This window comes from Phenylobacterium sp., from assembly GCF_030681155.1.
Taxonomy (GTDB): domain Bacteria; phylum Pseudomonadota; class Alphaproteobacteria; order Caulobacterales; family Caulobacteraceae; genus Phenylobacterium.
Genome location: NZ_JAUXXE010000066.1, coordinates 25,157 through 50,527, shown reverse-complemented (window position 1 = coordinate 50,527; position 25,371 = coordinate 25,157). Strand labels below are relative to the sequence as shown.

The 25,371-nt window shown below is 68.8% G+C and carries 24 protein-coding genes and 1 tRNA gene; 10 read left to right on the top strand and 15 right to left on the bottom strand.

Annotated features, from left to right (window positions below; translation table 11 throughout):
• Positions 1 to 58: 58 nt before the first annotated feature.
• From Q8M13_RS16905 to Q8M13_RS16895, 3 genes are all read right to left on the bottom strand, one after another.
• Positions 59 to 135 (bottom strand) — tRNA-Arg (locus Q8M13_RS16905).
• Between the two features lie 96 nt (positions 136 to 231).
• Positions 232 to 1,509, bottom strand: a complete 1,278-nt coding sequence (locus tag Q8M13_RS16900) for a hypothetical protein (protein ID WP_305301260.1) — start codon at positions 1,507 to 1,509, stop codon at positions 232 to 234.
• A 123-nt stretch (positions 1,510 to 1,632) separates the two neighbouring features.
• The gene (locus Q8M13_RS16895; RefSeq protein WP_305301259.1) at positions 1,633 to 2,661 is read right to left on the bottom strand and encodes a P1 family peptidase; all 1,029 of its coding nucleotides are present in this window, start codon (positions 2,659 to 2,661) and stop codon (positions 1,633 to 1,635) included.
• A gap of 93 nt (positions 2,662 to 2,754) precedes the next feature.
• Between Q8M13_RS16895 and ggt the strand changes: the two genes are divergently transcribed.
• Positions 2,755 to 4,473 carry a gamma-glutamyltransferase gene (ggt, locus tag Q8M13_RS16890; protein ID WP_305301257.1) on the top strand — a complete coding sequence of 573 codons (1,719 nt, stop codon included), beginning with the start codon at positions 2,755 to 2,757 and terminating at the stop codon, positions 4,471 to 4,473.
• 183 nt (positions 4,474 to 4,656) lie between these two features.
• On the opposite strand, the gene Q8M13_RS16885 is transcribed toward ggt, so the two are convergent.
• The 4 genes from Q8M13_RS16885 to Q8M13_RS16870 form a co-directional block, all read right to left on the bottom strand.
• Complete coding sequence (locus Q8M13_RS16885; RefSeq protein WP_305301255.1) at positions 4,657 to 6,156, bottom strand: sensor histidine kinase; 1,500 nt, start codon at positions 6,154 to 6,156, stop codon at positions 4,657 to 4,659.
• An 81-nt stretch (positions 6,157 to 6,237) separates the two neighbouring features.
• Entirely contained in the window at positions 6,238 to 7,278 is a 1,041-nt protein-coding gene (locus tag Q8M13_RS16880; protein ID WP_305301253.1) for a quinone-dependent dihydroorotate dehydrogenase, read from the bottom strand.
• Positions 7,275 to 7,616 carry a DUF952 domain-containing protein gene (locus tag Q8M13_RS16875; RefSeq protein ID WP_305301251.1) on the bottom strand — a complete coding sequence of 114 codons (342 nt, stop codon included), beginning with the start codon at positions 7,614 to 7,616 and terminating at the stop codon, positions 7,275 to 7,277. Before Q8M13_RS16875 ends, Q8M13_RS16880 begins: the two co-directional genes overlap by 4 nt.
• Positions 7,617 to 7,618: 2 nt before the next feature.
• Positions 7,619 to 8,110 (bottom strand): histidine phosphatase family protein, encoded by a 492-nt coding sequence (locus Q8M13_RS16870; protein WP_305301249.1) that lies wholly within the window; start codon positions 8,108 to 8,110, stop codon positions 7,619 to 7,621.
• A gap of 120 nt (positions 8,111 to 8,230) precedes the next feature.
• On the opposite strand from Q8M13_RS16870, the gene Q8M13_RS16865 reads away from it, so the two are divergent.
• On the top strand, positions 8,231 to 9,382 hold the full coding sequence (locus Q8M13_RS16865) for a homoserine O-acetyltransferase (RefSeq protein WP_305301247.1): 1,152 nt from the start codon (positions 8,231 to 8,233) through the stop codon (positions 9,380 to 9,382).
• Between the two features lie 8 nt (positions 9,383 to 9,390).
• Entirely contained in the window at positions 9,391 to 10,038 is a 648-nt protein-coding gene (gene metW, locus Q8M13_RS16860; RefSeq protein WP_370870089.1) for a methionine biosynthesis protein MetW, read from the top strand.
• 38 nt (positions 10,039 to 10,076) lie between these two features.
• Here metW and Q8M13_RS16855 read toward each other — a convergent pair whose 3' ends face one another.
• Positions 10,077 to 10,355 carry a hypothetical protein gene (locus Q8M13_RS16855; protein ID WP_305301245.1) on the bottom strand — a complete coding sequence of 93 codons (279 nt, stop codon included), beginning with the start codon at positions 10,353 to 10,355 and terminating at the stop codon, positions 10,077 to 10,079.
• 14 nt (positions 10,356 to 10,369) lie between these two features.
• Positions 10,370 to 13,501, bottom strand: coding sequence for an autotransporter domain-containing protein (locus Q8M13_RS16850; RefSeq protein WP_305301244.1), 3,132 nt, complete (start codon positions 13,499 to 13,501; stop codon positions 10,370 to 10,372).
• Positions 13,502 to 13,676: 175 nt separating this feature from the next.
• On the opposite strand from Q8M13_RS16850, the gene Q8M13_RS16845 reads away from it, so the two are divergent.
• Positions 13,677 to 14,018 carry a helix-turn-helix domain-containing protein gene (locus Q8M13_RS16845; RefSeq protein ID WP_305301243.1) on the top strand — a complete coding sequence of 114 codons (342 nt, stop codon included), beginning with the start codon at positions 13,677 to 13,679 and terminating at the stop codon, positions 14,016 to 14,018.
• 15 nt (positions 14,019 to 14,033) lie between these two features.
• Positions 14,034 to 15,401 (top strand): hypothetical protein, encoded by a 1,368-nt coding sequence (locus Q8M13_RS16840; RefSeq protein WP_305301242.1) that lies wholly within the window; start codon positions 14,034 to 14,036, stop codon positions 15,399 to 15,401.
• On the opposite strand, the gene Q8M13_RS16835 is transcribed toward Q8M13_RS16840, so the two are convergent.
• Both Q8M13_RS16835 and Q8M13_RS16830 read right to left on the bottom strand, forming a co-directional pair.
• Positions 15,398 to 15,742 carry a P-II family nitrogen regulator gene (locus tag Q8M13_RS16835; RefSeq protein ID WP_304806793.1) on the bottom strand — a complete coding sequence of 115 codons (345 nt, stop codon included), beginning with the start codon at positions 15,740 to 15,742 and terminating at the stop codon, positions 15,398 to 15,400. The two genes, Q8M13_RS16840 and Q8M13_RS16835, sit on opposite strands and share 4 nt — an antisense overlap.
• Positions 15,743 to 15,832: 90 nt before the next feature.
• Positions 15,833 to 16,588 carry a class I SAM-dependent methyltransferase gene (locus Q8M13_RS16830; RefSeq protein ID WP_305301240.1) on the bottom strand — a complete coding sequence of 252 codons (756 nt, stop codon included), beginning with the start codon at positions 16,586 to 16,588 and terminating at the stop codon, positions 15,833 to 15,835.
• 78 nt (positions 16,589 to 16,666) lie between these two features.
• On the opposite strand from Q8M13_RS16830, the gene gloB reads away from it, so the two are divergent.
• Positions 16,667 to 17,431: a hydroxyacylglutathione hydrolase gene (gene gloB / locus Q8M13_RS16825; RefSeq protein ID WP_305301238.1), complete on the top strand. Its 765-nt coding sequence runs from the start codon at positions 16,667 to 16,669 to the stop codon at positions 17,429 to 17,431.
• 27 nt (positions 17,432 to 17,458) lie between these two features.
• Complete coding sequence (locus Q8M13_RS16820) at positions 17,459 to 19,087, top strand: Na+/H+ antiporter (RefSeq protein WP_305301236.1); 1,629 nt, start codon at positions 17,459 to 17,461, stop codon at positions 19,085 to 19,087.
• Between the two features lie 38 nt (positions 19,088 to 19,125).
• Here the strand turns inward: Q8M13_RS16820 and Q8M13_RS16815 are convergent, their stop codons facing one another.
• The 4 genes from Q8M13_RS16815 to Q8M13_RS16800 all read right to left on the bottom strand — a co-directional run bounded on the left by Q8M13_RS16815 (position 19,126) and on the right by Q8M13_RS16800 (position 22,536).
• Positions 19,126 to 19,818 (bottom strand): TPM domain-containing protein, encoded by a 693-nt coding sequence (locus Q8M13_RS16815; protein ID WP_305301235.1) that lies wholly within the window; start codon positions 19,816 to 19,818, stop codon positions 19,126 to 19,128.
• 2 nt (positions 19,819 to 19,820) lie between these two features.
• Complete coding sequence (locus tag Q8M13_RS16810; protein ID WP_305301234.1) at positions 19,821 to 20,630, bottom strand: YgcG family protein; 810 nt, start codon at positions 20,628 to 20,630, stop codon at positions 19,821 to 19,823.
• Positions 20,627 to 21,259, bottom strand: coding sequence for a LemA family protein (locus tag Q8M13_RS16805; protein ID WP_305301261.1), 633 nt, complete (start codon positions 21,257 to 21,259; stop codon positions 20,627 to 20,629). Before Q8M13_RS16805 ends, Q8M13_RS16810 begins: the two co-directional genes overlap by 4 nt.
• Before the next feature lie 101 nt (positions 21,260 to 21,360).
• Positions 21,361 to 22,536, bottom strand: a complete 1,176-nt coding sequence (locus tag Q8M13_RS16800) for an acyltransferase family protein (RefSeq protein WP_305301233.1) — start codon at positions 22,534 to 22,536, stop codon at positions 21,361 to 21,363.
• Positions 22,537 to 22,698: 162 nt separating this feature from the next.
• Here Q8M13_RS16800 and Q8M13_RS16795 point away from each other — a divergent pair, with 162 nt between their 5' ends.
• From Q8M13_RS16795 to fabF, 3 genes are read left to right on the top strand one after another with little or no spacing between them, the layout of a single operon-like run.
• Positions 22,699 to 23,508, top strand: a complete 810-nt coding sequence (locus Q8M13_RS16795) for a LytTR family DNA-binding domain-containing protein (RefSeq protein ID WP_305301232.1) — start codon at positions 22,699 to 22,701, stop codon at positions 23,506 to 23,508.
• A gap of 46 nt (positions 23,509 to 23,554) precedes the next feature.
• Positions 23,555 to 24,004 (top strand): MarR family winged helix-turn-helix transcriptional regulator, encoded by a 450-nt coding sequence (locus Q8M13_RS16790; protein WP_305301231.1) that lies wholly within the window; start codon positions 23,555 to 23,557, stop codon positions 24,002 to 24,004.
• Between the two features lie 5 nt (positions 24,005 to 24,009).
• Positions 24,010 to 25,278 carry a beta-ketoacyl-ACP synthase II gene (fabF, locus tag Q8M13_RS16785; protein ID WP_305301229.1) on the top strand — a complete coding sequence of 423 codons (1,269 nt, stop codon included), beginning with the start codon at positions 24,010 to 24,012 and terminating at the stop codon, positions 25,276 to 25,278.
• Positions 25,279 to 25,371: the final 93 nt, after the last annotated feature.

Below are 25,371 nucleotides of genomic sequence, written 5' to 3'. Positions count from 1 at the left end.
AACCGTTCAAACCGTTGAGAAATAACGGTCTGCGACGGTCTCGAAAGTTGGGAGAAAATGGCGCGCCCGGAACGATTCGAACGTCCGACCCTCAGATTCGTAGTCTGATGCTCTATCCAGCTGAGCTACGGGCGCGCAGTGCCTTTCGGCGAAGGCGCGGAACCTAGTCGGGGTGATCGCGATTGGCAACCCGCCCCGTGAGAGAAATTTTCATTCGCCGATTTTCCCTTGTCAGAGACCGGGTAGACGCCCGCCAAGGCCCTTGAGGATCGCCCCGCCAAGGCCCGGGACGCCGAACGGCGCGGTGGGTTGCTGGCCAGATTGAGTCGGCGCTCCGGGCGCGCCGCGCTCGTCGTCGGCGGCCATCCCCGGCATCTCCATCCCGAGCATCGCGCCGGTCTGGGACTTGTACCGGACCTTCAGCGCCCAATCGATGTTCCACGGGGTCTTCGGGTCGGCCGGGCGCGGCGGATAGGAGATGTTGGTCTCCCCGCCATAGGCGGCCAACTGGACCATGGCCTGGGGCGCGATCTTCAGCACCTCCTGGGGGATCGTGCATTTGGTTGTGCTCGGCGCCATCAGCGCCTTGGAGGCCACCAGCCGCTGCAGGTCGGCGTCGCTGAGGAAGTCGGGCAGCGCGAAGGCCGAGGCCTGGACCTCGCTCGACGACCACATGACCATGGTGTCGTTCTCCCCGGCGCCGATCGCGGTCGCCAGATAGCCGCGCGCATTGGCGACCGGGTTCCAGGCGAGCTGGCCCGAGCCGGTCGGGTTCACCGCATTGGTGGTGAGGTTCAGCGCGCCGAGGAAGTCTTGGTTCTGAGCCAGGGCGAACTTGATGTCGGGGCTGTAATTGCCGCGGATCAAGTGGTCGCCGGTCAGCGAGCCGCCGGCCGGGACACTGGTCCGCGTCCGCTCATTGGGCCATTCGCCATAGGTGGCGTAGCGGGCGGGCGAGGGCGGCTGCATCGGGGTGATGGCCAGCCCCTTCGACAGGGCCTCCAGACCCGGCGGCATTTGCCCCGCCGCCATCTTGGCGAAGTCGATGACGATCGGCTGGCCGGACTTGGCGTGCTCGCCGCAGCCCCAGAAGATCAGCATACGGCCCTTGGGCTTGTAGTCCTTGGGCATGGCGCTGGGCGTCTCGTCGCTGCGCTGGCTGGGTTGGGCGCGAGGCGTCAGCAGCGGCAGGCTCTGGCCGGCCTGGAGCACGGGGGGCGGCAGGTGTTCGGCGGCTGGCTCGCCGGCCGGCTTGCGAGTCGAGCCGAGTTGCAGGACCAGGGTCTTGGAGACGTTCGAACCGCCGCCGCCCATCATGGCCCCCATCATCGAGGCCGCGGACGGGGCCTTGCCACCGCCGCCCATCATCCCGCCGAAGCCGGAACTGGTCTGGGCGCTCATCCAGTAGGTGGCGACCGGCCCGGTCACCTGCTGCTTGGTTTGCGCCTGCGCGCCGCCGGCCGCGGCCACTACACCGGCCGCCAGGGCCGCCCTATTCACCCACTGCATCGTATGCCTTCCTGCAATTATCGAACACGGGTCTCTAAGACACTAAGCTCGACTGCGGGTTTCGGCAAAATCGGCGAAACGCTACCGCCCGGCGACGAAAACGCCGCGGCGTCGACCCGGTCGCTAATTGGGCAGGTCGCGCCAGCCTTTCACCCCTGGCCAAGGCTGAGCAGCGTAGACCCCGCGCGCCACAGCCCGCGCCAGCACGTCGGCCGCCAGGGCGCCGATGCGGGCGATGGTGAAGTCGCCGCCGTCACCCAGCGGCCGGGCGGCGGTGGAGAGCGCGAAGACCACGTCGCCGTCGAACGGGGCGTGGATCGGGCGTATGGCGCGGGCCAGGCCGTCCTGGGCCATCACCGCCACCCGCTTGGCCTGGGCCGGGGTCAGGGCGACGTCCGTGGCCACGCAGGCGATGGTGGTGTTCATCCGCTCGGCCGGATCGACCTTGGCGAGGCCCCAGATGTCGCCTGGGGCGGCTAGGCCCGCAGGTCCCAGCCCCCCGAACTCATCCCCGACCTCGTAGGGCGCGGCCCAGAAGGTGCGGCCGCCCGGCGCGACCACCGAACCGAAGGAATTGACGCAGACCACCGCGCCGACCGTGATCCCGTCGGCGGCGACGATGGAGGCCGAGCCGGTCCCGCCCTTCAGCCGGCCGGCCATGGCGCCGTATCCGGCGCCGGCGGTCCCAAGCTGGAAGTCGCGCCCCGCGGCGATCACCGCCTCACGGCCCAGCCGGCGATAGGGCGGATCCTCGCCCCAGGCGCGGTCGCCGCCATTGGCGAGATCGTAGAGAATCGCCCCGGGCACGACCGGCGAGCGCGGCACGCCGCTGGTCGAGACCAGGCCATAGCCCCGTCCCTGCACGCCCAGCCACGCCACAACGCCGTCGGCCGCCGCCAGGCCGTAGACCGAGCCGCCCGACAGCACGATGGCGTCGATCGCCTCGACCAGGTTCTCGGGCGCCAGGGCGTCGGTCTCGCGGGTGCCCGGCCCGCCGCCGCGCACGTCGCAGGCGGCGACCGCCCTATCGTCGGGCAGGATGACCGTCACGCCGGTGCGTACAGCGGCGTCGTGCGCCTGCCCCACGGCCAAGCCCGGAACATCGGTGATCAGATTGCGGGGTCCTGGGGCGGCTGCGAGGTTTTTGCTCATAATCGATACGGAAAGCACGGCTTCGCATTTGTTGTCCACGCACGCTTGGCTATGGTGCCGCTCTCCTCCCCACCTCCCCTCGCGTGGTACTTCGTGTTTCAGCTCAAGCGTCTCGCCGCCCTGTCCCTTGCGCTCGGCCTCACCGCCTGCGCCACGGCTCCGGCGCAAGCCCCCGTCGCCTCCGTCGCGGCGCCGGCCTCCGGCCCCAAGGTCCTGGTCTCCGCCGCCAATCCGCTCGCGGTCGAAGCCGGCGTAAACGTGCTGCGCCAAGGCGGCTCGGCGATCGACGCGGCGGTGGCTGTGCAGGCGGTGCTGGGCTTGGTGGAGCCTCAGAGCTCAGGCCTCGGCGGCGGGGCGTTCCTCACCTATTACGACGCCAAGACCAAGAAGGTGATCGCCTATAACGGCCGCGAGACCGCCCCGGCCGGCGCGACCCCCGACATGTTCCTGGATGCGTCGGGCAAGCCGCTCTCCTATCCGGAAGCCGTGACCAGCGGTAAGGCCACCGGCGTGCCTGGCGCGGTCGCCATGCTGTCCATGGCCCAGGCCCAGCACGGGAAGCTGGCCTGGAAGGATCTGTTCGCCGACGCCGAGCGCCTGGCCGACCAGGGTTTCATCGTCAGCCCGCGCCTGGCCGGCATGATCGCCGGACCGTTCCCGCAAACCGCCACCCCCGACGCCAAGGCCTATTTCACCAAGGCGGGCGGCGAGCGCTATCAGGCCGGCGACCTGCTGAAGAACCCGGCCTATGCCGACACGGTCCGCAAGATCGCCGCCCAAGGCCCCAAGGCCATCCTTGAGGGACCGCTGGCGCAGGCCATCGTCGCCAAGGTGTCGGAAGATCCGCGCCCCGGCACGGTGACACTGGCCGACCTGAAGAGCTATCGGCCCAAGGTCGGCGACGCCATTTGCGGCCCCTACCGCGTCTATGTCGTCTGCGTGCCGGACGCACCGTCCAGTGGCGCGGCGCTGCTCGAGGCGCTGGGCATCCTGTCGCACACCGACATCGCCGATCGCGGGCCGAACGATCCCCAGGCCTGGTTCCTGTTCACCCAGGCCAGCCGGCTGATGTACGCCGACCGCGACCGTTACTTCGGCGACCCGGCCTTCACGCCCGTCCCGATCGAAGGCCTGCTCGACCCGGCCTACACCGCCGAACGCGCCAAGCTGATCGGCGAGGTCGCCGGCCCGGCGCCCGCGCCCGGCAAGCCGCGCGGCGCCGGCAAGCTCGCGCCTGACGCCACCCTGGAACCGGGCGGCACCTCGCACTTCGTCATCGTCGACGCCGCCGGCAACGCGGTGTCCATGACCACGACGGTCGAGAGCATCTTCGGCACCGGCCGGATGGTCGGGGGCTTCTTCCTCAACAACCAACTCACCGACTTCTCCTGGGCGCCCCAGAACAAGGACGGCACCCAGGCGGCCAACGCCGTGGCGCCGGGCAAGCGTCCGCGCTCCTCGATGGCCCCGACCATCGTCCTGGACCGCCAGGGCAAGCTGGTCGCCGCCCTCGGTTCGCCGGGCGGCAACTCGATCCTGGCCTACAACCTCAAGGCCTTGGTCGCTGTGCTGGACTGGAAGATGCCGATGCAGGAAGCCTTCAACCTGCCCAACCTGATCGCGCGCGGCGACAGCTTCGCCTCCGAGCCGGCCCGCTATGCGCCCGGCGTGGTCGACGCGCTGGCGGCCAAGGGCGTGGTATTCCGCGGCAGCGGCGGCGAAGGCTCGGGCCTGCACGGGGTGATGGTGACGCCGCAAGGCCTGCAAGGCGGGGCCGACGAGCGCCGCGAAGGCGTGGTGAAGGGGTTCTAGGGGTAACTGCCATTGAGGCGTCCGTCCCCAGCTCGTCATCCTCCGGTCGTCTGAAAGACGATCCGGGGGACCCAAGCGGCCTCACCATATTTGCGAACTCAGCTTGGGTCCCCTGGATCAGCCTTCGGCTGACCAGAGGATGACGAGTTAAGGGCAGCAAAGCTGGTGGCGCCAGCCGCCGCCTCAGACCTCGGGGCTCTTGGCTTTGCGGCGACGGATGGGCGCCAGCTTGGCGGGCGCGCCCGGCAGGCGCAGTTCGAAGACCGAGCCTTCGGGGCCAGTCTGGGCCAGCGACAGGTCGCCGCCATGGCCTTGGGCCAATTCACGCGCGATGGCCAGGCCAAGCCCAGCGCCGCCGGCCCGGGTCGAGCCGGCGAACGGCTGGAACAGGCGCTCGCGAGCGCGCTCGGAAACCCCAGGTCCGTTGTCGGCGAGGCGAATGACGCTGACGCCCTCATCCTCGAACAACGAGATCTGGATCGCACCCGGCGTCTCGCGGCCTTCCTGCTGCTCGACCGCCTCGCGGGCGTTGCGCAGCAGATTGACCAGGATGCGATGCAATTGGTCTGGGTCGGCGTTGACCTGCTCGCCGGTCTCGACCAGCGAGATTAGCCGCACGCCGTCGGGCGACAACCGCGCCTCCTCTGCCGCAGCGTCGAGCACAGGGCCGAGCGCCAGGGGCCGGGCGTCGGGCGCGGCCTCCTCGGTCTTGCCGTAGGTCAGGACCCCGGTGGCGAGCTTCACCGCGCGGTCCAGGGCCCGCTCCAGCCGCGGCATGGCCTGGGTGACCTGCGGATCGTTCAGAGCGGCCAGCCGCTCGGAGGCGATCTGGGCGCTGGTCAGCATGTTGCGCAGGTCGTGATTGATCTTGGCGACCGCCTCGCCCAGCGCCGCCAGCCGGGCGCGCGAGGACAGGGCCGAACGCAATTCGTCCTGCATCCGGTCTAGCTGGACTTCGGCGCGGCCGATCTCGTCGCGACGACCGGAGGGTGCGATCCGAGCCTCGGCATCCTCGGGATCGGCGGCGAAGCGTTCCATCGAACGCGTGATCCGCTGCATCGGGCGGACCAGGAAGTAGTTCAGCGACAGATAGACCAGGCCGCCGGCCAGGGCCGAGACGAAGGCCATCACCGCCAGCAGGCGCCAGAGATAGACCTTCAGCTCGGCCTTCAGCTCGGCGTCAGGCGCCACGACCTCGATAAACTGGGCCTTGTAGAAGCGCGGCTCGGCGATCACGCGGACCATACGCCCCTCGCCACCTCCGCCGAACAGGGTCTGGAACGGCGCCGACAACCAGGAGGCCGGCGCCTGGTCGCGCAGATCGACCAGATAGGGCGGCCGCGCGAGCTTTGGCCCCGGCACCTTCAGAAAGCGGTTGCCGTCATTGTCGAGGATGGCGACGGTCTGGACGCCTGCGCCCTGGCGAAGCTGAGAGGCCAAGGCCTCGCTCAGCACCTGGTCGGGCGCGGCCTCGGTGGCCATCGAGGCGAGTTCGGCGGCCCGCACGCGGTCCAGCAGCCATTGCTCTTCGAAGGATGCAAGCGCCGGTGGAAGCGCCAAGGCGCCGGCTCCGGCCACGAACAGGACCGTGAGAAGCAGCAGACGCGCGGACAGGCCGCCCGGCCAGAAGAAGCGGCGCCTGAGCGACCTTATGGGCGCCGGGGGAGAGGGGGCGTCCGCCATGACGACTCCCCCGTTACTGCACGCTGAACGTTTCGGCAACGCAGCGTAGCTCCGGACGCGACTGGAATCGGCCCCTGAGCTTCAATTGACGCCTACCGCCGCAGCCACCGAAGCAAAGCCGTCGCGACGCAGGCAGGCGGCCAGATCGCGCTTGATCCGGGTGACCAGGCCTGGTCCGCCATAGACCATGGCCGAGTAGAGTTGGACGGCGGAGGCGCCCGCACGCAGCTTGGCGTAGGCGTCCTCGCCCGAGCCGATCCCGCCGGCCCCGATCAGCGCCACGCGGCCCGCCGCGGCATGGTGGAACAGGCCCAGCATCTGGGTCGAAAGCTGGGTCAGGGGCGCGCCGGAAAGGCCGCCGGCTTCGCCCGCGTGCTTCGAGGCCAGGCTCGGCCGGGTGATGGTGGTGTTGGAAACGATGATCCCGTGCAGCCCGTTGGCGACCACCGTCTCGACGATCGCCTCGACCTCGCCGTCCTCCAGGTCTGGCGCGACCTTCAGGAACATCGGGACACGGCCTTCCGCCGGCAGGCCGTCGCGCGCCTGCGCCAGCCGGCCCAGCAGTTCCTCGAGCGCAGCCTTGGTCTGCAGGGCGCGCAGGCCGGGCGTGTTGGGCGAGGAGATGTTGATCGTGAAGTAGGATGCCAGGCCCCATAGCCGAGTCAAGCCGGTGACATAGTCGCCGATCCGGTCCTCGGCCTCCTTGTTGGCGCCGATGTTGGCGCCGACGATCCCCGGTCCTCGGCGGGCCAGACGGCCGGCGAAGGCCTCGAGCCCCTCATTGTTGAAGCCCATGCGATTGATCACCGCCTGGTCCTCGCTCAGCCGGAACAGGCGCGGGCGCGGGTTGCCAGCCTGGGGCAGCGGGGTGACGGTGCCGCACTCCACGAACCCGAACCCGGCGCGCAGCATTGGGCCGAACACCTCGGCGTTCTTGTCGAAGCCCGGCGCGAGACCGACGCAGTTCGGCAGCCGCAGGCCAGCGACTTCCGTCGCCAGGATCGGATCGTCGGCGCCTGAGCCCGGGCCAAGGCCGGCCTGCAGCGCACGAATGGTGAAGCGGTGGGCGTCCTCGGGATCCAGGACGTGCAGGACCCGCGCGGCGATGTCGTGAAGGCTCATGCCAGTTCCCCGAGGTTTGGAACGCCGTCGTCGCCCAGCGGCGCCTGCGTCACCGCCAGCACGGCGGCGACAGGCAGATGTCCATAGAGATGAGGAAAGAGCTCGCCGCCGCGTGAGGGTTCCCAGACCAGGGCCTCCCCCAAGTCGCTCGCCTCGATCTCCAGCACCACCAGATCGGCCTGGCCGGCGAAGTGACGGCGGGCGGTCTCGGCGGCCTGGGGGCCGGTGGAAAAGTGGATGTAGCCATCGGCTAAATCGACGGCCGAGCCGGTGAAGACGCCGTCGGCTTGGGCGGCGGTCCACTCTGTACGCGGCAGGATCTTGTAGATGCGGCTCACGGTCAGCCCTTGGGGAAGAAGAGACCGTCGTAGGACGGGCGGCCTGCGGCGTCGAAGAGGAACACCGCCGCCGTCGCGGTCGGGAAGTTGGCGTGGGCCCGCGCGATCAGGGTCGAGGGCGCGCCGCCCTCGGCCAACAGTCGGATGGTCAGCTCCTGCAGACCCGGATTGTGGCCGACGATCATCACCGTCGCCGAGCTTTGGCCCGCGGCCTCCGCCAGTTGGCGCACGACGCGTTCCTCGGCGTGATAGAGGCTGGGCTCGAAGCGGAAGGCGGCCTGCGGGAAGGCGCCCTGCGCCGCCGCCCAGGTGCCGCGCGTGCGGGCCGAAGATGAAACCAGGACCAGATCGGGAACCATGCCCATGTCGGCCAGGGTCGCGGCGGTCGCCGCCGATTCGCGGACGCCGCGCTCGGTCAGTTTGCGGTCGAAGTCGTCGCCGCTTTCGGAGTCGCGTTCGGCCTTACCGTGCCGCAAGAGAATAAGCCGATCCATGAACGCTTCGTCGCGCCCCCGCTTCATACGCGCCCCAAGCGCCGCCACAGGTCTCATAGCTGGCCAGGAGCCGTACGCGAAGCGGTTGACAGCGAATGAGCTTGGCGGTCCAAGCGACACATGACCGCCATTGCGATCCCGACAGGCGAATCCGGCGGCGGAACGCACCGCTTTCCGGCGGACCAGCCGCTGCGCCTGGACTCCGGCGCGCTGCTCAGCCCGCTCGAGATCGCTTACAAGACCTATGGCGTTTTGAACGCCGACAAGTCCAATGCGGTCCTGGTCTGCCATGCCCTGACCGGCGACCAGCACGTGGCCTCGACCCATCCCGTGACCGGCAAGCCCGGCTGGTGGAACCGTGTCGTGGGGCCGGGGCTGCCGCTTGATCCGGAGCGCCACTTCATCATCTGCGCCAATGTCGTGGGCGGGTGCATGGGGTCCACGGGACCGGCCTCGATCAACCCGGCGACCGGCCAGCCCTACGCCCTCACCTTCCCGATGATCACCATCGCCGACATGGTGCGGGCCCAGGCGATGCTGATCGAGGCGCTGGGGATCGAAACCCTGTTCGCCGTGGTCGGCGGCTCCATGGGCGGAATGCAGGTCCTGCAATGGGCCGCCTCCTATCCCGACAAGCTGTTCTCGGCGATCTGCATCGCTGCGGCGGCCCGCCATTCGGCCCAGAACATCGCCTTCCACGAGGTCGGCCGCCAGGCGATCATGGCCGATCCAGACTGGCGCTCGGGCGCCTATGAAGGCCAGGGCGTGCGCCCCGAAAAAGGCCTCGCCGTCGCCCGGATGGCCGCCCACATCACCTATCTGTCGGAGACCGCCCTGCAGCGGAAGTTCGGCCGCGAACTGCAGCGCGACGGCCTCTCCTGGGGCTTCGACGCCGACTTCCAGGTGGAGAGCTATCTGCGCCACCAGGGCGCCAGCTTCGTCGATCGCTTCGACGCCAACTCCTATCTCTACATCACCCGGGCGCTGGACTATTTCGATCTCGCGGCCAGCCATGGCGGCGTGCTGGCCGAAGCCTTCCGCCGCGCCCGGGACGTGCGCTTCTGCGTCCTCTCCTTCTCCTCCGACTGGCTCTATTCGACCGCCGAGAGCCGCGATGTGGTGAGGGCCCTCAACGCCGCCGGCTGCCGCGCCAGTTTCGCGGAGATCGATACCGACAAGGGGCACGACGCCTTCTTCCTCGACGAACCGGCGCTCGACTCGGCGCTGCGCGGCTTCCTCGCCTCGGCGGCCGAAAAGCGGGGACTGGCGTGAGCCCTGTCATGCGCGACGACTTCAAGGAAATCCTGCGTCTGGTGCGCCCCGGCTCGCGCGTGCTCGACGTGGGCTGCGGCGAGGGCGAACTGCTGGAGCTGCTGACCCGCGAAAAGCAGGTCGACGGCCAAGGGCTTGAGCTGTCGGGCGAGGGCGTGGCCGCCTGCCTGGCGCGAGGCCTGGCGGTCGTGCAGGGAGACGCCGACCGCGACCTCGACCACTTCCCGACCAAGGCGTTCGACTATGCGGTGCTGTCCAAGACGCTGCAGCAGGTCCGCGACCCCAAGCATGTATTGTCGGAACTGTTGCGGATCGCCGACCGCGCAGTGGTCTCGCTGCCGAACTTCGGCCATTGGCGGGTGCGCTGGGCGCTGCTGACCACTGGCCGCATGCCCGAGACCAAGTCCCTGCCCGAGCCCTGGTGGTCGACCCCGAACATCCACCTCTGCACGCTGCGGGACTTCACCGATCTCTGCGATCTGCTGGACCTGCGGATCGAGACCTGTTCGGCGCTGATCCCCGGCAAGCCGGCCCGGATGGTCGATCCGTCGCGGCCGATCGAGAACTGGCGGGCTGAAACCGCCCTCTTCCTGCTGAGTCGAAAGGCGGAGCCGGCGCCCGCGCCGACTCCGCCCCTCGGGGACCTCTTCGACTAGACCGCCCAGGCAGCGGGGGACTTAAGTCGCCTGAACCGTCACGAGAGCCATTTGGGCTGCGGACGTCCTGCCGCGGCCATCAGGCTGAGGAGCGCCAGGCTCCCTTCGAAGAGGCAGAACGCGGCCACGAACAGGACCGGCGTTTCCACTAACGCACTCGGGTCAAAGGCGACGAGGGCGCCGGCCAGCACCAGACAGGCGATCGAACCGGCCAGGGCCGCGCGCGAACGCCAGAGAGGCGGCCGGCCGTAGGTCCGGCGTGCGAGGCTCACCAAAACCGCGGCGATCGCAAGCAGACCTCCAGCCAACATCGTCATCGAAAGCTACTCCGTCAGAACAGGAACCGGACGATGACGCGGCCGTCATAGGCCTCGTAGTCGTCGCGGAACTCACCACCACCTTCGACCGCGAAGTCGAAGTATTTGCCCTGGCCGCGAAGGCCCAGGCGCACCACCGGTCCGCCGCCCGACAGGTCGGGGGCTTCAAGGCTGAAGGCAGGGCCTCCGGCGACGAAGCTGGCGGTCGTGACGCCTGCCCCGTCGCCGGCTACCTGGCGCCATCCGGCGGTCAGCTCGGGAATCCAAACAAAAGCGCTCTCCTCGCCAAATCTGGCCCCGAAGGTGACCCCCGCGAAGGCGCTAAGCTGATCGCTTGAACGCTTGTCGATGCGCAGGTTGACGGCGTCGCCGCCGCCATCCTCGGTCCGGCCGTCTTCCTTCAGCATGAAGTAGTCGGCCGAGACCTGCGGCTTGGCGAAGAACTTGCCCAGGCCCAGCAGGTAGCTCAGCCCGCCGTGGGCCGAGAACGTGCCGCCGTTCCAATCGGACCGCGCGGCGCGATTGAGGCCGGCGGTCGGATCGGAAACGATGCGGGTGCTCTTCATCGAGGCGTAGCCGCCGGTGAGCCCCAGATTGGCGGTCAGGCCGCCGACGCTGTCGCGCCAGTAGACGCCCGCCGAGAACACCTGACCGCCCAGCGACTCGGCCGCCGCGGCGAAGCTGTCGTCGACATTGACGTTCACGAAGCTGGTCATCAGGCCGAGCGTGCCGAAGTCGGTGCTCGGGGCCTCGACGCCGCCTGCCAGGCCAAAGCCGTTGGCGTCGTAACTGGCCGACCGGTCGATGTCGCGCTTGACCAGGAAGGCGATCTCCTGGGTCCAGATGCGCACGCCCTCGTCGGTCATGACGCCTTTGTCTTCGTCGATCGCCCGGCCGGTCGCGTCGGACGCCGCAGCCAGGGTGTGGAACAGGCTGCCGGAGAAGTCCGGCAGGAACTGATCGTAGAGGGTCGCGAAGCCGGCGCTGTCGGTCTTGGAAAGCAGGGCGTTGCTGACCGTCGAGTCGCGGTCGAAGTTGGCGAACACCGCGTCATAGGCGGCGGCCTCGGCGCTGTTCAGCCCCGCCTCCGTCGCGGTGCGGCGGCGCACATCGGCCAGCAGCGAGTTCTGCGCCGTGTCGACGCGAAGCTCGGCCTTGTACAGCCAGGGCGTGGACCCCAGCAGGCTTTGGTCGATCGCGCCGGCGGTCAACGTGCTGGCCTTGATCAAGGTGAAGGTGGTCGGCGCATCGAGCTTCGAGGCGAAACGCAGGCCGACCTTGGAGCCGGTGGCGAGATTCGCCGCGCCGGACACGTTGAGCAAGGTGGCCTTGCCGGCCGCCGCATCGGCGGTCAGCACCAGCTCGCCGGTCGCCCCAAGGCTGAGCGAGGTCAGGTTGATGGCGTCGGCGTTGGTCGCCGTGAGCCGACCCTTTGCGATGTTGACTGTCAGGCCGCCGCCCGCGTCGGTCAGCGCGCCGGTCATGGTCGCGCCGCCGTCGATCACCAGGGTGTCGGCTCCCGAGCCGAAGGCCACTGCGCCGTTCAACGTCCCGGCCATCAGGTCGAGCCGAGCCGCGCCCGATCCGAACAGCACGTCGCCGGTGATAGTCGGGGTGATGGTCGTCGAGGCGTTGGCGCTTTGCCGCACGGTGACGCCGGCGGTGTTGGCGCGCAGGTCCAGGGCGATGACGCGGCCGGTGACTGCCGATGAGTCAGTCGATGCGACGGTTGCGGTGATGGCGTTGATGTTCTCGATCGTGCGCAGCGATCCCGAGGCGTCGAGGACGGCGGTCGCCGAGCCTTTCGACCCGCTGATGGCTGCGGCGATGGTCCCGGAATTGGCGAGGCGGTTCACCGATGCGCCGCTGTCGATCTGGATCGCCCGAACATCCACCGCGTCGGCGGAGGCTGCGGTCGCCTTGATCGACCCGCCATCGACATAGATCGTCGGGGCTGTTGCGCCGGCGCCCAGCTGCAGGCCGACCGCGCCAGCCTTCACCGCCGTGGCGGCGACCGTTCCGGTGACGCGAACGCCACCATCAATGGCGACCTTGCCGCCCAGGCCGCCGAGTTGGACCCCTTTGGCCGCGACGCCGTCATAGACGCCCTGCCCCTGGACGGAACCCTTGATGTTGAGGCCATAGGCGTCAACGCCGGTCCCGCCGACGCCCACCGCGATATCGCGGCTGTCCGAACCGACCAGCATGCCTGGGGCCGAACCGAAGGAGGTGATCGCGCCGGTGGTTTCGCTGGCGTCGGCGATGCCGTCCTTGTCCTCGTCGGTGTCCTTGGGATCCAGGTCCGCCGGGGGCGCGTCGACTAGGATCCCGCCCTTCACGTCGCCGCGCACGCGAACGGCGGGGCCGCCGATCAGCAGGTCGTCGGCGTCAAGCTTGGCGGTCGCGGCGTCGGCCGGCCGGGTCGTGTAGCGGAAGCCCGTGGCGACCACCGAGTTGCCGAGCACCAGCTTGCCGCCGATGTCGTCGTCGGTCGCGACCGCGACCGAGCCCGCGCCCTGGGCCGACACGCTGGAAAGGACGCTGACATTGCCGCCCACCGTGCTGGCGGTGTGAAGGCCGTAGGAACGATCGCCGGTGACCGTGATGGCGCCGGCGGTCTGCACCGTGCCGTCGATCGCGGTCTCCACCGAGATGCCGGCCGAATCATTGCCCTCGATGGTGATGGCGCCAGCGCTCTGGACCACGTTGCCGTGGAAGGCGCCGGGACCGGTGACACGAACGCCAAACCGGCGCGCGCCGGTCGCGAAGGGACCGTCCAAGTCGCCGTCGCCATCGGCGTCCTTCAGCTCGGCGCTCTCGTCGATGGTGATCGTGCCGGAGGTCTTCACCTCCCCGGTCATCCCGCCCAGCACCAGGATACCGGTGGCGTCGCTGACGTCCTGGATCTTGATCGTGCCCTCGTGGGTCACGTTGTTGTTGCTGTTCAACGTGATCGCCGCGCCCGCCGCCGTCGGCTGCAGCACGCCGGCGCTGGACACCTTGATGTCGTCGCGGGCGCCGTTGGCCGCCGTCGCCGTGGCGACAGGGGTGGCGGTGGTCGTCGAGATGACGGTCTCGGCCTGCGCCGCGCCAGCCCAGAGGCAAAGCGGTGAAGCGGCGGCGAGCAGGACGTGGCGAAGGCGCATGATCACTCCGGTCGGACCTCACGACGTAGCTTGCGGCCACAGGTCCATGTTATGATGACGACGAGGTGTTACACGTCGCGTATAAATACGTTTCGTAATTACTGTACATAGCCCTGTCTAGTGTCGCAAGATGGCTTTGCGGCGCACCCTCGCCGCGAGCGTAAGGAGTAGAGAGATGCCAAGAAGCGCGGTTGATCCGGCGCGCGCGGCGGTCACCAAGAGTCTGCGCCAGGAGGCCGGTCGGTGGTTGAAGGCCAGCCGCGAGGCTGCAGGCCTGACCCAGGCTGAACTGGCCGAACGCGTAGGCTTGCGCTACTACACCTTCGTCTCGCAGGTGGAGAGCGGCCTCGGCCGCGTCCCGATTGAGACGCAAGGCGCTTGGGCGGAGGCCGTAGGCCTCAATCCCGCCGAGTTCGCACGCACCTTGCTGCGCTACTACGAGCCGGAGCTCTTCCGGTTGTTGTTCGGGGAAGCCGCTGAGGTCGCGCCGGTCGCGCGCCTCGCAGGCAGGGGCTGAGGTACCAGCGTCGTAATGTCCAACGTCGTCCCGTTCGAGCCACGGCCAAGCGCCGGCGGCGGTTGGACCGCCGCTGAACGCGCGCGGCTGTCCGACCTCGCCGACCGCCTGTCCGCGAGCGGCGCGAAGGTCGAGGTCGTCTACGGCATGACCGACGAGGGCGACCCGTGGTGCGTGATCAAGGACGAGAACGAAGAGGTCCTGATCCACGTCGCCCGGATCAACGGACAATTCGTGATCCACGACGCCTCGGTCGACACCGTGCAGGAAGGCGACACCCTATGGAGCGCCTGTGACCGCCTGCTCGGCGGCGACTGGCGCGAGGTCCGTGACGACGTGGTCGTGTCGCTGAGCGCCCGCCAGGTTCAAACCTTCATCGCCCTGGTGGTCGCCGGGAGCTTTATCTACGACGTCGAGCACGCCGAGGCCGCCGTCGACACCGGGACGGCCGAGCCCGAGGCCCCCGCCGCAGACCTGGTGTCGGTCGCCGCGGCCGAGACCGCCCAGGCCTCCACCGAAGAGCAACGCCAGGACCTGCTGGCGCTTCAACATGGCCCCAAGGACGAGGCCCCGCCTCCCGTCGGCTTGGCGCCCGAGATTGAGACGACCATCGCCGAGGCGGCCCCCGCGCCGCCCAAGGCCACTGAAATCGATACCCAGGAAGCGCCGGTCGAACAGGAAGTCGCCCATGCCGCCCTCTCGGCGCCCGCTCCGGAAAGCGCGCCCGGCCTGACGCTTCAGGGCTCGAATGGCGACGATGTTCTGCGCGGCGGCGCGGGCGACGACACCCTGCACGGCGGGGCGGGCGACGACAGCCTGTCCGGTGGCGGCGGCGCGGACATTCTCTATGGCGGCGCCGGCGACGACACCCTCGACGGCGGCGGCGCGCCCGACGGCCAGTTCGACGTGCTGGACGGCGGCGCGGGCGACGACCAGATCCACCTTGCCCCGACCGCATTCGCGTTCGGCGGCGAAGGCGCCGACACTTTTGTGCTGCACGACCGTCCAGCGCCGAGCGGCCTGCTGGGCATGGTCTTCGACTTCTCGGCCGATCAGGGTGACAGGCTGGTCAACGCCGAGGGCAAGACCATCAATGTCCTCAGTCGTCCCAGCGGTCCGGATGGGAGCCATGGGGTACAGACCTTCGACTCGCTGGCCACGCGGCCGCCGCAACCTGGCGAGCGTATCCTGCTGGACATCGATGGCGACGGCCACGAGGACGGCTACGCGTTCCTGGCGGGCCCTGGGCTAAAAGTCCCGGCCTTTGCAGAGGCCGTCATGAAGGCCGCACCTCAACTGACGAACACCACCTTGGTCTTCGTCCACGGCCCCGTCCCGCCGGACGAAAGCCCGACATCGTCAGGCGACTTCCTGCTGGGCTAGCCGGCGATGGCGGCCGAATCGCGGTCGCCGGTGCGGATGCGCAGAGCCTGCTCCAGGTCCATCACGAACACCTTGCCGTCGCCGATCTTGCCGGTGTTCGCCGTGCGGGCCACCGCCTCGATCACGGTCTCGACGATGTCCGAGGGCACGGCGATCTCGAGTTTCACCTTCGGCAGCAGCTTCACCTCGTACTCGGCGCCGCGATAGACCTCGGTCTTGCCGCGTTGGCGGCCATAGCCCCGAACCTCGGTGACGGTCAGGCCGGAGGCCCCCGCCTCGGTGACCGCCTCCAGGACCGCGTCCAAACGGCTCGGCTTGATCACCGCGACGATCATCTTCATGGCGCAACTCCCAACACCGGCGGTTTGCGCACCGCCCAGGCGACTTCACCTTGAAGCTAGGGCCAACCGACGTTCCATCCAAGTGCTTCGCTAAGCTGAGGGTTCCGGCGCCCGAGAAACAGGCGCCCTATTGGCCGGGACCGGCGACAGCCCGGGCCGAACGGCGGGGGCGCGAACCCGAGCGGTCTTGGCCTTGACCGCGAAGGTCTCCTTCACCGCCTCGGTGAGGACCAGCCCTGCGAACCCCGGCCACAGGCGCGATCCGGCTTGCTCGAACCCCTCGGCCCAGCCGGCCATCCAGGGCACGGGCGGCACATAGAGCGCACGCGTCCAGCCGGTCGGCTCCAGTTCGGCCTCGCGCAGCAGGTCGGCCAACTGACTGCGGGTGTAGGGCCGGCCATGCCCGAACGGCGTCTTCTCGGCATTGGCCCAAAGCCCGTTGCGCGCGGCTGTCACCACCACGACCCGGCCGGTCGGCGCCAGGACACGCCAGACCTCGCGCAGCAACGCCAGCGGATCGCGGCTCTCTTCCAGGGCGTGGACCGCCAGGATGCGGTCGAAGAACGCGTTCTGGAACGGCAGGGCGTCCTCTTCCGAGAGGCAGGCCAGATTGCGCGCCTCCGCCGGCCACAGCTCGACGCCCTGTTGGGCAGGCATGGCGGCGACCACCCGGCGAGCGGACGGGCGGATCGATCCCAGGAACGGGGTCGCATAGCCAAGACCCAACACATCCAGCTCGCGGGCGTCGTCCCAGGTTTCGATCACCTTGCGGCTCACCATTTCACGCGCTGCCCGCCCCAGCGGGGACGCGTAAAACTGTCGGAGTTCGAGGACGTCGCGACGCATCTGGCTTATGCTCGACTTGATTGAAGACCGACCTTAAATCGGAAACCCATTCAGAAGTCCCTAGGGGAGACGAGATACGTGTCGATCACCGTCCATCAGTTTCCCTGCCTTTCCGACAATTATGGCTTCCTGGTGCGCGACGACGCCACCGGCCTGGCCGCCTGCATCGACACACCGGACGCCGCCGCAATCCTGCGCGAACTGGCCGGCCTCGGCTGGAAGCTCGATCTGATCCTCAACACCCACTGGCATCCAGACCACGCCGGCGGCAATGCCGAGATCAAGGCCGCGACCGGCGCTACGGTGGTCGGCCCCAAGGAAGTCGAGCGCATCGGCCAGGCTCCTGATCGCCAAGTCGCCGGCGGCGACAGCGTCAGCCTGGGCGAGACGCAATTCCAGGTGTTGGAGAGCGGCGGCCATACCCTTGGCCATATCGCTTTCTTCGACGCCGCCGACCGCGTGGCCTTCGTCGGCGACACCCTGTTCGCGCTGGGCTGCGGGCGCCTGTTTGAAGGCACCCCGGAGCAGATGTGGGACAGCCTGCAACGCCTGGCCGCCCTGCCGGACGACACCAAGGTCTACTGCGCCCACGAATACACCGCAGCCAACGCGCGCTTCGCGCTCTCCGTCGATGATGAGCCGGCGGTGAAGGCTCGCACCGAAGCGATCTTCGCCGCCCGCGAACGCGGCGAGTGGACCGTTCCCACCACCATCGGGCTCGAAAAGGCGACCAACCCGTTCCTGCGCGCGCCGCTGCTCGCCGATCGAATGGGCCTGGCAGGCGCCAAGGACCATGAAGCCTTCGCCGCCGTCCGCGCCGCCAAGGACAGCTTCAAGGGCTAAGGCCCGCAGCGCCGTACGGGAAGACGCTTGGATTCAATCAGCACCATTCTGTTCCTGCTGCTGGCCGTGGTCATCAGCGGGACGCTGGCCCGACTGACGCGACTGCCGCTGCCGCTCGTCCAGATCGGCCTGGGCGCGGTGATCGCGATTTCGGTCGTGCCGACGGTGGACCTGAAGCCGGCGATATTCTTCCTGCTCTTCCTGCCGCCGCTGCTGTTCCTCGACGGCTGGCGCATCCCCAAGGAAGACCTGTTCCGCGACCGGGCCATCGTCCTTGAACTGGCGCTCGGGCTGGTGGTCTTCACCGTCGTCGGGGTCGGGCTGCTGATCCACTGGCTGATCCCGGCCATGCCCTTGCCGGTGGCCTTCGCCCTGGCCGCCATCCTCTCGCCCACCGACCCGATCGCGGTGTCCGCCATCGCCTCGCGGGCGCCGATCCCCAAGCGGATGATGCACATCCTCGAAGGCGAATCGCTGCTCAACGACGCCTCGGGCCTGGTCTGCATGCGCTTTGCGGTCGCCGCCGCGATGACGGGCGTCTTCTCCATTCAGGAAGCGTTCGGCACCTTCCTCTGGGTGGCGCTCGGTGGCTTGGCCATCGGGATCGGGGTCACCTGGTCGGTGACCAAGGCCAAGAACTGGGTCAGCGCCAAGCTGGGCGAAGACACCAGCGCCCAGATCCTGATCAGCCTGCTGATCCCGTTCGGGGCCTACCTGCTGGCCGAGCACCTCGAATGCTCCGGCATCCTGGCCGCCGTCGGCGCCGGCGTGACGATGAGCTTCACCGAACAGGGCGGCCAGGCGCTCGGCGTCACCCGCGTGCGCCGCGCCGCCGTCTGGGACACCATTCAGTTCGCCCTCAACGGCATCATCTTCGTGCTGCTCGGCGAACAGATGCCCAGCATCATGGCCCGCGCCGCCGAGACGGTCCGCGTCACCGGCCACCACGAACCCTGGTGGCTGGCCGTCTACGTCCTGGCCATCACCGCGGCCCTCGCGGTGCTGCGGTTCATGTGGGTGTGGGTTTCGCTGCGCTGGAACATGTTCCGCGCCGCGCGGCGAGGCGTGACCCCGCCGCAGATGAGCTGGCGGCTGGTCGCGGCGATGTCCTTCGCCGGCGTGCGCGGCGCAATCACCCTGGCTGGCGTGCTCACCATTCCCTTCGCCCTGCCGGACGGCACGCCTTTCCCCGCCAGAAACCTCGCCATCTTCCTGGCGGCCGGGGTGATCATCGTCTCGTTGGTGCTCGCCAGCATCGCCCTGCCACGGCTGCTGAAGAACCTGGAGCTGCCGCCCGAGCCATCGCATCAGGCCGCCATCGATAGGGCCCGCATCGCCGCGGCCCAGTCGGCGATCAACGCCATCGACACCGCCCAGCACGTGATGGCGCAGGGCCGCGCCGACGCCGACCTCTACACCGACGCCTCCGCCCGGATCATGGAGCTCTATCGTCAGCGGATCGACAGCCGCCAGCAAACCCCCGAGGCGGCGGAGCAGAACCAAAAGGTCGAGCAGATCGAGCGCCAGCTACGCCTGGCGGGCCTGCGCGCCGAGCGCGACGAGATCTTCCGCCTCGCCCGCCATCGCCAACTCGACGAAGAAGCCGCCCGCAAGATGATCCGCGAGATCGACCTGCTCGAAGCCCGCTACGGCTAGCCCCCTTCTCCTCTCCCGAGGGAGAGGAATGGCCGGCGCTAACCCAGCACCACGACCGAGTCCGAGAGCTCATTGGGATTGCCGTCGTCGCGCGGCGGGAAGTGCTGGGCCAGGATCGCCCCGCAGGAGGCGATGGCGTCCTCGAAACCCTGCGCCGGCTGGCCCGCCTTGAACCCCGCCATCAACTGTTTCATCGCCGCGTCCCAGGCGGCGGCGTCGACCTTGGACGCGATGCCTTCGTCGGCGATCAGTTCGGCCATGTGCTCGCTGGCCGAAACATAGATCAGCACCCCGGTGCGATCGCGCGTCGCCTGCAGGTTCTTGGCCAGGAATTGCTCCTGGGCGCGCCGCCGGACGCGCTCGCGCTTCAACGGCCTCGGCGTCAGCAACCGCCTAACGGGCGGAATGGCTGTCAGGATCGCCACCACCACGAACAGCACGCACTGCAGGATGATCGCCCCGCTGAGCGCGGCGCGCGCCGTCGCTTCGGCCGCCGAACTCATCTGCGCCGCCGACCAACCCTGGCCAAAGTCGTCAGGCGCAGTGACATGGATTCCGAACGCTAGCAGCACCGCCGGCCCGGCCAGCGCCGCGATGGCACCCCACGCGATCGGCACTTCGCGGTAGTCCGAGGACTCGCCGGCGACCACGCAATAAATCTCGCCAGTCGTGCCGACCTCGGCGGTCTTCACGGCCGCTTCGATGCGCGCGCGGTCAGTGTCGCTCAGCATGCCTACCAACTCCCCGAGGCTCCGCCGCCGCCGCCGGACCCGCCGCCGCCGCTGAAGCCACCCCCGCCAAATCCGCCGCCACCGCCGCCGCTCCAGCCGCCGCCGCCGCGACCACCGCCTCCGCCACCGCCGTTCAGCAGCAGCGGCAGCAGCCACCACAGACCACGGCCGCCGCGACCGCGACGGCCAAGGCCGCCCATCACGCCGCTGAGCAGCCAGAAGATGATGAAGATGACGAAGATCACCGCTGGGCCGATGCTCTCGCCCTCACTGGCCTTGGCCGGGGCGGCGGCTGCGCGCGCCTCCTCGTCAGGCAGGCTCAGTTGCTGGACCAGCGCGCCCGTCCCGTCGACGACCCCCTGCTCCATTTGGCCCGCCTTGAAGGCCGGCAAAATTGTCTGATTGATGATCACGCTGGACAGCGCGTCGGTCAGCACCGGCTCCAGCCCGTACCCGACCTCGACCCGAACCTTCCGCTCGCTGGGCGCGACGATCAGGATCGCGCCGTCGTCGCGCTCCTTGCTGCCGATGCCCCAGGTACGCAGCAGCTGGTAACCGTAGTCCTCGATCTCGTAGCCCTGGAGGTCAGGCAGAGTAGCGACCACCAGTTGGCGCCCCGTCTGGCTCTCCAGCGTCGCCAGCTCGGTAGTGAGTTTCGCCTCGGCTTCGGGCGACAGGATGTTGGCGTTGTCCACCACCCGCCCGGTCAGGGGTGGGAACTTCGGCGCAGCGGCGAAGGCCGCGCCGACGCTCACGAGCAGAACCAGGACCGCGAGGCTGAAAACGCCTCGCAGTCCCGCAAGCTTGATCATCGGGTGTTAGCCGCCGCAGGCGCAGGCGTCGTCGCGGGAGCCGCCGGGGCCGCAGGCGCGGCGACCGAGGGTGCGGCTGGGGCGCCGAAGTTGACGTTCGGCGCGGTCTGCGCCGATGCGCTGGCCGCGAAGGTCTGCATCGGCTTGGCCCACCGATGCACGGTCCCGGCCCAAAGCGCGCCTGGGAAGGTGCGGATCTCGGTGTTGTAGTCCTGGACCGCGGCGTTGTAGTCGCGCCGCGCGATGGCGATGCGGTTCTCGGTGCCCTCAAGCTGGCTCTGCAGGGCCAGGACGGGCTGGTTCGACTTCAGATCCGGAAAGCGCTCCTGGATCATCATCAGCCGGCCCAGCACGCCGGACAGCTGGTCCTGGGCCTGGGCGTATTTCTCGAAAGCCGCCGGATCGGTGATGGTCGAGGCGTCGACCTTCACCTGGGTCGCCGAGGCGCGGGCTTCGGTGACCTGGGTCAGGACCTCGCGCTCCTGGGTGGCGTAGCCCTTCACCGTCTCGACCAGATTCGGGATCAGGTCGGCGCGGCGTTGATATTGGTTCTGCACCTCGGCCCACTGGGCCTTGGCGGCTTCGTCCTTGGTGGGGATCGTGTTGACCCCGCAGCCGGCGATCAGCATCGGCGCCAGCACGATGAGGGCCGCGCGCGCGAAGCGATTGCGAAGATTGGTCACGTGAGAAAGCTCCCAGGCCTGCGCCAAGTCCGAGCTTGGCTAGGATATCATTGGCCCGGTGCGTGGTCCGGCGCAATCTCTGGACGAACGCCAAGGGCGGCGGTCCCGCCCGAGGGCGAAGCCGCCTTCAGACCGAACAAGGGGCGCAGCACCGCCACACGGCGAACGATCTCATAGGTGGCGAAGCAGCAGGCGAAGGTCCCGGCGACCAGAACCAGGGCCTCCAGCCCCTGCGGCAAGCCCAGCTTGGCCAGGTGGTGGCCGGCCGCCACGATGAAGGTCTGGTGGATGATGTAGAACGGAAAGACACCCAGGGTGAGATAGGTCAGCACCGGTCCGCCGCGCGTCAGGTGCTTGGCGCCGAAGCCCAGGATCGCGGCGATCGCGCCCCATTGGTTCAGGCCGTACGCAACCTGGGCCAAGGCTTGCACGGCCAGAGACGGCGCGGCGTCATCGGCCCGATAGGTCCAGCGCACGCAGGCGTAGACGCCATAGCCCAGGACCGCCATCGCGACGGCCGGCCAGCGGGCCCGGATGAAGCCGGCCTTCAGTACCACCGACTTGGCGGTCAGGAACCCGAACAGGAAAACGCTGAACGACAGGGCGTGGTTGTACCAATCGTCGACCAACGCGTGGGTGATCCCGAAGGCCGGAAACAGCGTCACCCGCAAGGCGACCAGGTACACGGCCGGCCAGACCAGCAGACCCCAGCCGCCGAACCCGCGCTCCAGCCCCGCCTGAGCGCGCGCCAGGCTCGGCCGCGCCAGCCACAACAGGCCGGCCAGGATCAGGCTGTAGGCCAGCAGATAGACCACAAACCACATGTGGTTGTAGGTCGGGGTGATTAGGGGCTGACCGTTTGGCCGCCAGTGCCCGGACGCCGTGACGTACTTGCCATAGAAGTCCAGGAACGAGCCCGAATAGCCGAGCTTCTCGACGATCTCGTAATAGCTCTGCGGCGGCACGATCACGAAGACGGCCAGGACCAAAGGCGGAAACAGCCGCGCCACGCGCGCCTTGGCCAGGCCGCCTGCGCTCGCCTTGTCGGCCATGAACCGGGTCGCCGCTCCCGACACCAGGAACAGCAAGGTCAGCCGCCAGGGATTGGTCAGCATCATCACCGGCTCCAGCCACTCGACCGGATGGGGCGATTTCACATGGAAGTGCCAGGGCACGTAGAACATGCCCACGTGATAGAGAATCAGCAGGAAGAAGGCGCCCACGCGGATCCAGTCGAGATCGGGGGCGGCGCTCGGAAGAGACAGCGGAGGTCATGGCGTGAGCTCTGGGGTGGACGAGATCAGCCAGTCTTCGGCGATATCCGCCCGGCGCGGAAAGCGCCCTGGTACGCGCGGCGCGGCCATCGGGATGGGCGGAGACCCGGCGTGACGAACGGCGACCTATCGGGGATGAACGGGATCTTCTGGCGCCGCGCCTTCCCGCTGTTCGCCGTGACCATCCTGGCGCTCAACACCGTGAACATCTTCACGGAGATCCAGGACCGGCCCGACGTTCACTGGATTTATCCGGTGATCCAGCAATACACGAGCGCGCTAACCGCCATCGCCTGCCTGCCGATCGCCCTGGTCGCCTACCGCATCGCCCCGCTGGACAGCACGCCGCGCTGGCGGGTCCTGGCTGTGCACATCGCCGGCCTGCTGGTTTTCTCGAGCGTGCACGTCCTGGGCTTCTATGCCCTACGGCTGCCGATCTTCGCGGCCTTGGACATCCCCTACCAGTACGTGGTCCCAGACCGCTTCATCTATGAGCTCCGCAAGGACGCGCTCGGGTACTTCATCGGCCTCACCGCCTTCTGGGCCCTCCTGCGCGCCTATGGCCGGCCGCAGAGTTCGCCCTCGACCACGGCTCCGGCCACCTTCGACATCCGTGACGGCGCCAAGGTGGTCAGGACCCCGATCGCCGACATCCTGGCGATCAGTTCGGCCGGCAACTATGTCGAGTTCGTCCTGGCCGATGGCCGCAAGCCGCTGATGCGCTCGTCGCTCACCGCCATCGAGGCCGAACTGGCCGGGCACGGCTTTGTCCGCACCCACCGCTCCTGGCTGGTCAACGCCGCGCGCGTCACCGAACTGCGGCCGGAAAAGTCCGGCGACTACGCCGTCGGCCTCGGAAGCCTGGAAGCGCCATTGTCGCGTCGCTTTCCCGAAGCCTTGGCGAGACTGCGGGCGGGTTAAACAAAACCGGTAGATGCCGGATTAATAACGCGGTATATGCTTGATTATGGCCTCGCTCGCCGAAATGGACGCCTTCTGCTTCGGTCACCGCAGCCGCCGCGCGGCGCGTGCGGTGACCCGGGTGTTCAACCAGCGGCTACGCCCTCTGAACCTCAACATCAGCCAGTTCATCCTGCTGGGCGTCATCGCCCGCGGCGTGGATCGCTCCGTCGCCGCAATGGCCGAGGAGATCGATCTGGAACCCTCAGCCCTGCTGCGGAACCTGAAACTGCTGGAAGAGCGCGGCCTGATCGCGATCACCGGCGGGCGGGGGCGCCGTGGTCGCCGCATTGCGATCACCCAGCCGGGGCTGGACCTGATAACATCGGGCGTACCGATCTGGGTGAAAGCCCAGTCGGACCTCGCCCAGGCGCTCGGCGGCTCGGCCGATGCGACCCGTGCCGCCCTCGCCGACCTGGAACAGGCGGCGGTGGGACTTGAGAAAGCTGAAAGGTGACTTCTATGCGTAGGATCGTTGTGACCGGGATGGGCGTCGTCTCGCCGCTCGGGACGGGCACGGAGGCCGCCTGGGCGCGGCTGATCGCCGGCCAATCGGGCCTGCGGCGCCTGCCCGCCGACCTCGCCCCCGACGTGCCGGCCCAGGTGGCGGGCACGGTCCAGTCAAAGACCGAGGACACTGAGGCCGGCTTCGACCTCGACGCCGCGGTCCCCGGCAAGGACCAGAAGAAGATGGACCGCTTCATCCAGTTCGCGCTGGCCGCGGCGGACGAAGCCATCGCCCAGGCCAAGTGGGCGCCGGAGACCGACGCGCAGAAGGACCGCACCGCGACCATCATCGCCACCGGCATCGGCGGTTTCCCGGCCATCGCCGAGGCGGTGCGCATCACCGACGCGCGCGGCGTGCGGCGCCTGTCGCCCTTCACCGTGCCCTCGTTCCTGGCAAATCTGGCGGCCGGCTGGGTCTCGATCCGCCACGGCTTCAAGGGCCCGCTGGGCGCGCCGGTCACCGCCTGCGCCGCTGGCGTCCAGGCGATCGGCGACGCCGCCCGGTTGATCCGCTCGGGCGAGGCCGACATCGCCATCTGCGGCGGGGCTGAATCCACCATCGATCGCGTCAGCCTCGGCTCCTTCGCCGCCGCCCGCGCCCTGGGCTCGGCTTTCAATGACGAGCCGACCAAGGCCTCGCGTCCGTTCGACGCCGCCCGCGACGGCTTCGTCATGGGCGAAGGCGCCGGCATCCTGGTGATCGAAGCCCTGGAGCACGCCCTGGCGCGCGGCGCCACGCCGATCGCCGAACTCGTCGGCTACGGCACCAGCGCCGACGCCTTCCACCTGACCGCCGGTCCCGAGGACGGCGAGGGCGCGGCGCGCGCCATGCGCATCGCCCTGGCCCAAGCCGCAGTCGAACCGGCCGCTATCGACCACTTGAACGCCCACGCCACCTCGACCCCGGTCGGCGACAAGGGCGAACTCGCCGCCATCAAGGCGGTGTTCGGCGAGGGCAAAGGCCCGGCGATCAGCTCGACCAAGTCCGCCACCGGCCACCTGCTCGGCGCCGCCGGCGGATTGGAGGCGGTGTTCACGGTGCTCGCCATCCGCGACGGCGTCATTCCGCCGACCCTCAACCTCGAAAACCCAGACGAGGCCGCCGCCGGGCTCGATCTCGTGGCGCTCGAGGCCCGTAAGGCCGACCTCAACTACGCGCTCTCGAACGGCTTCGGCTTCGGTGGCGTCAACGCCTGCGTGCTGTTCAAGAAGTGGGCTGACTAGGCCCCGCCTGCCGCGCCGCTTCCTCCACAAATTGAGGAAGCGGCGACCGGTTTGCCCTTCGCGACCGCCCCATAACGGCACACCATCGTTCGC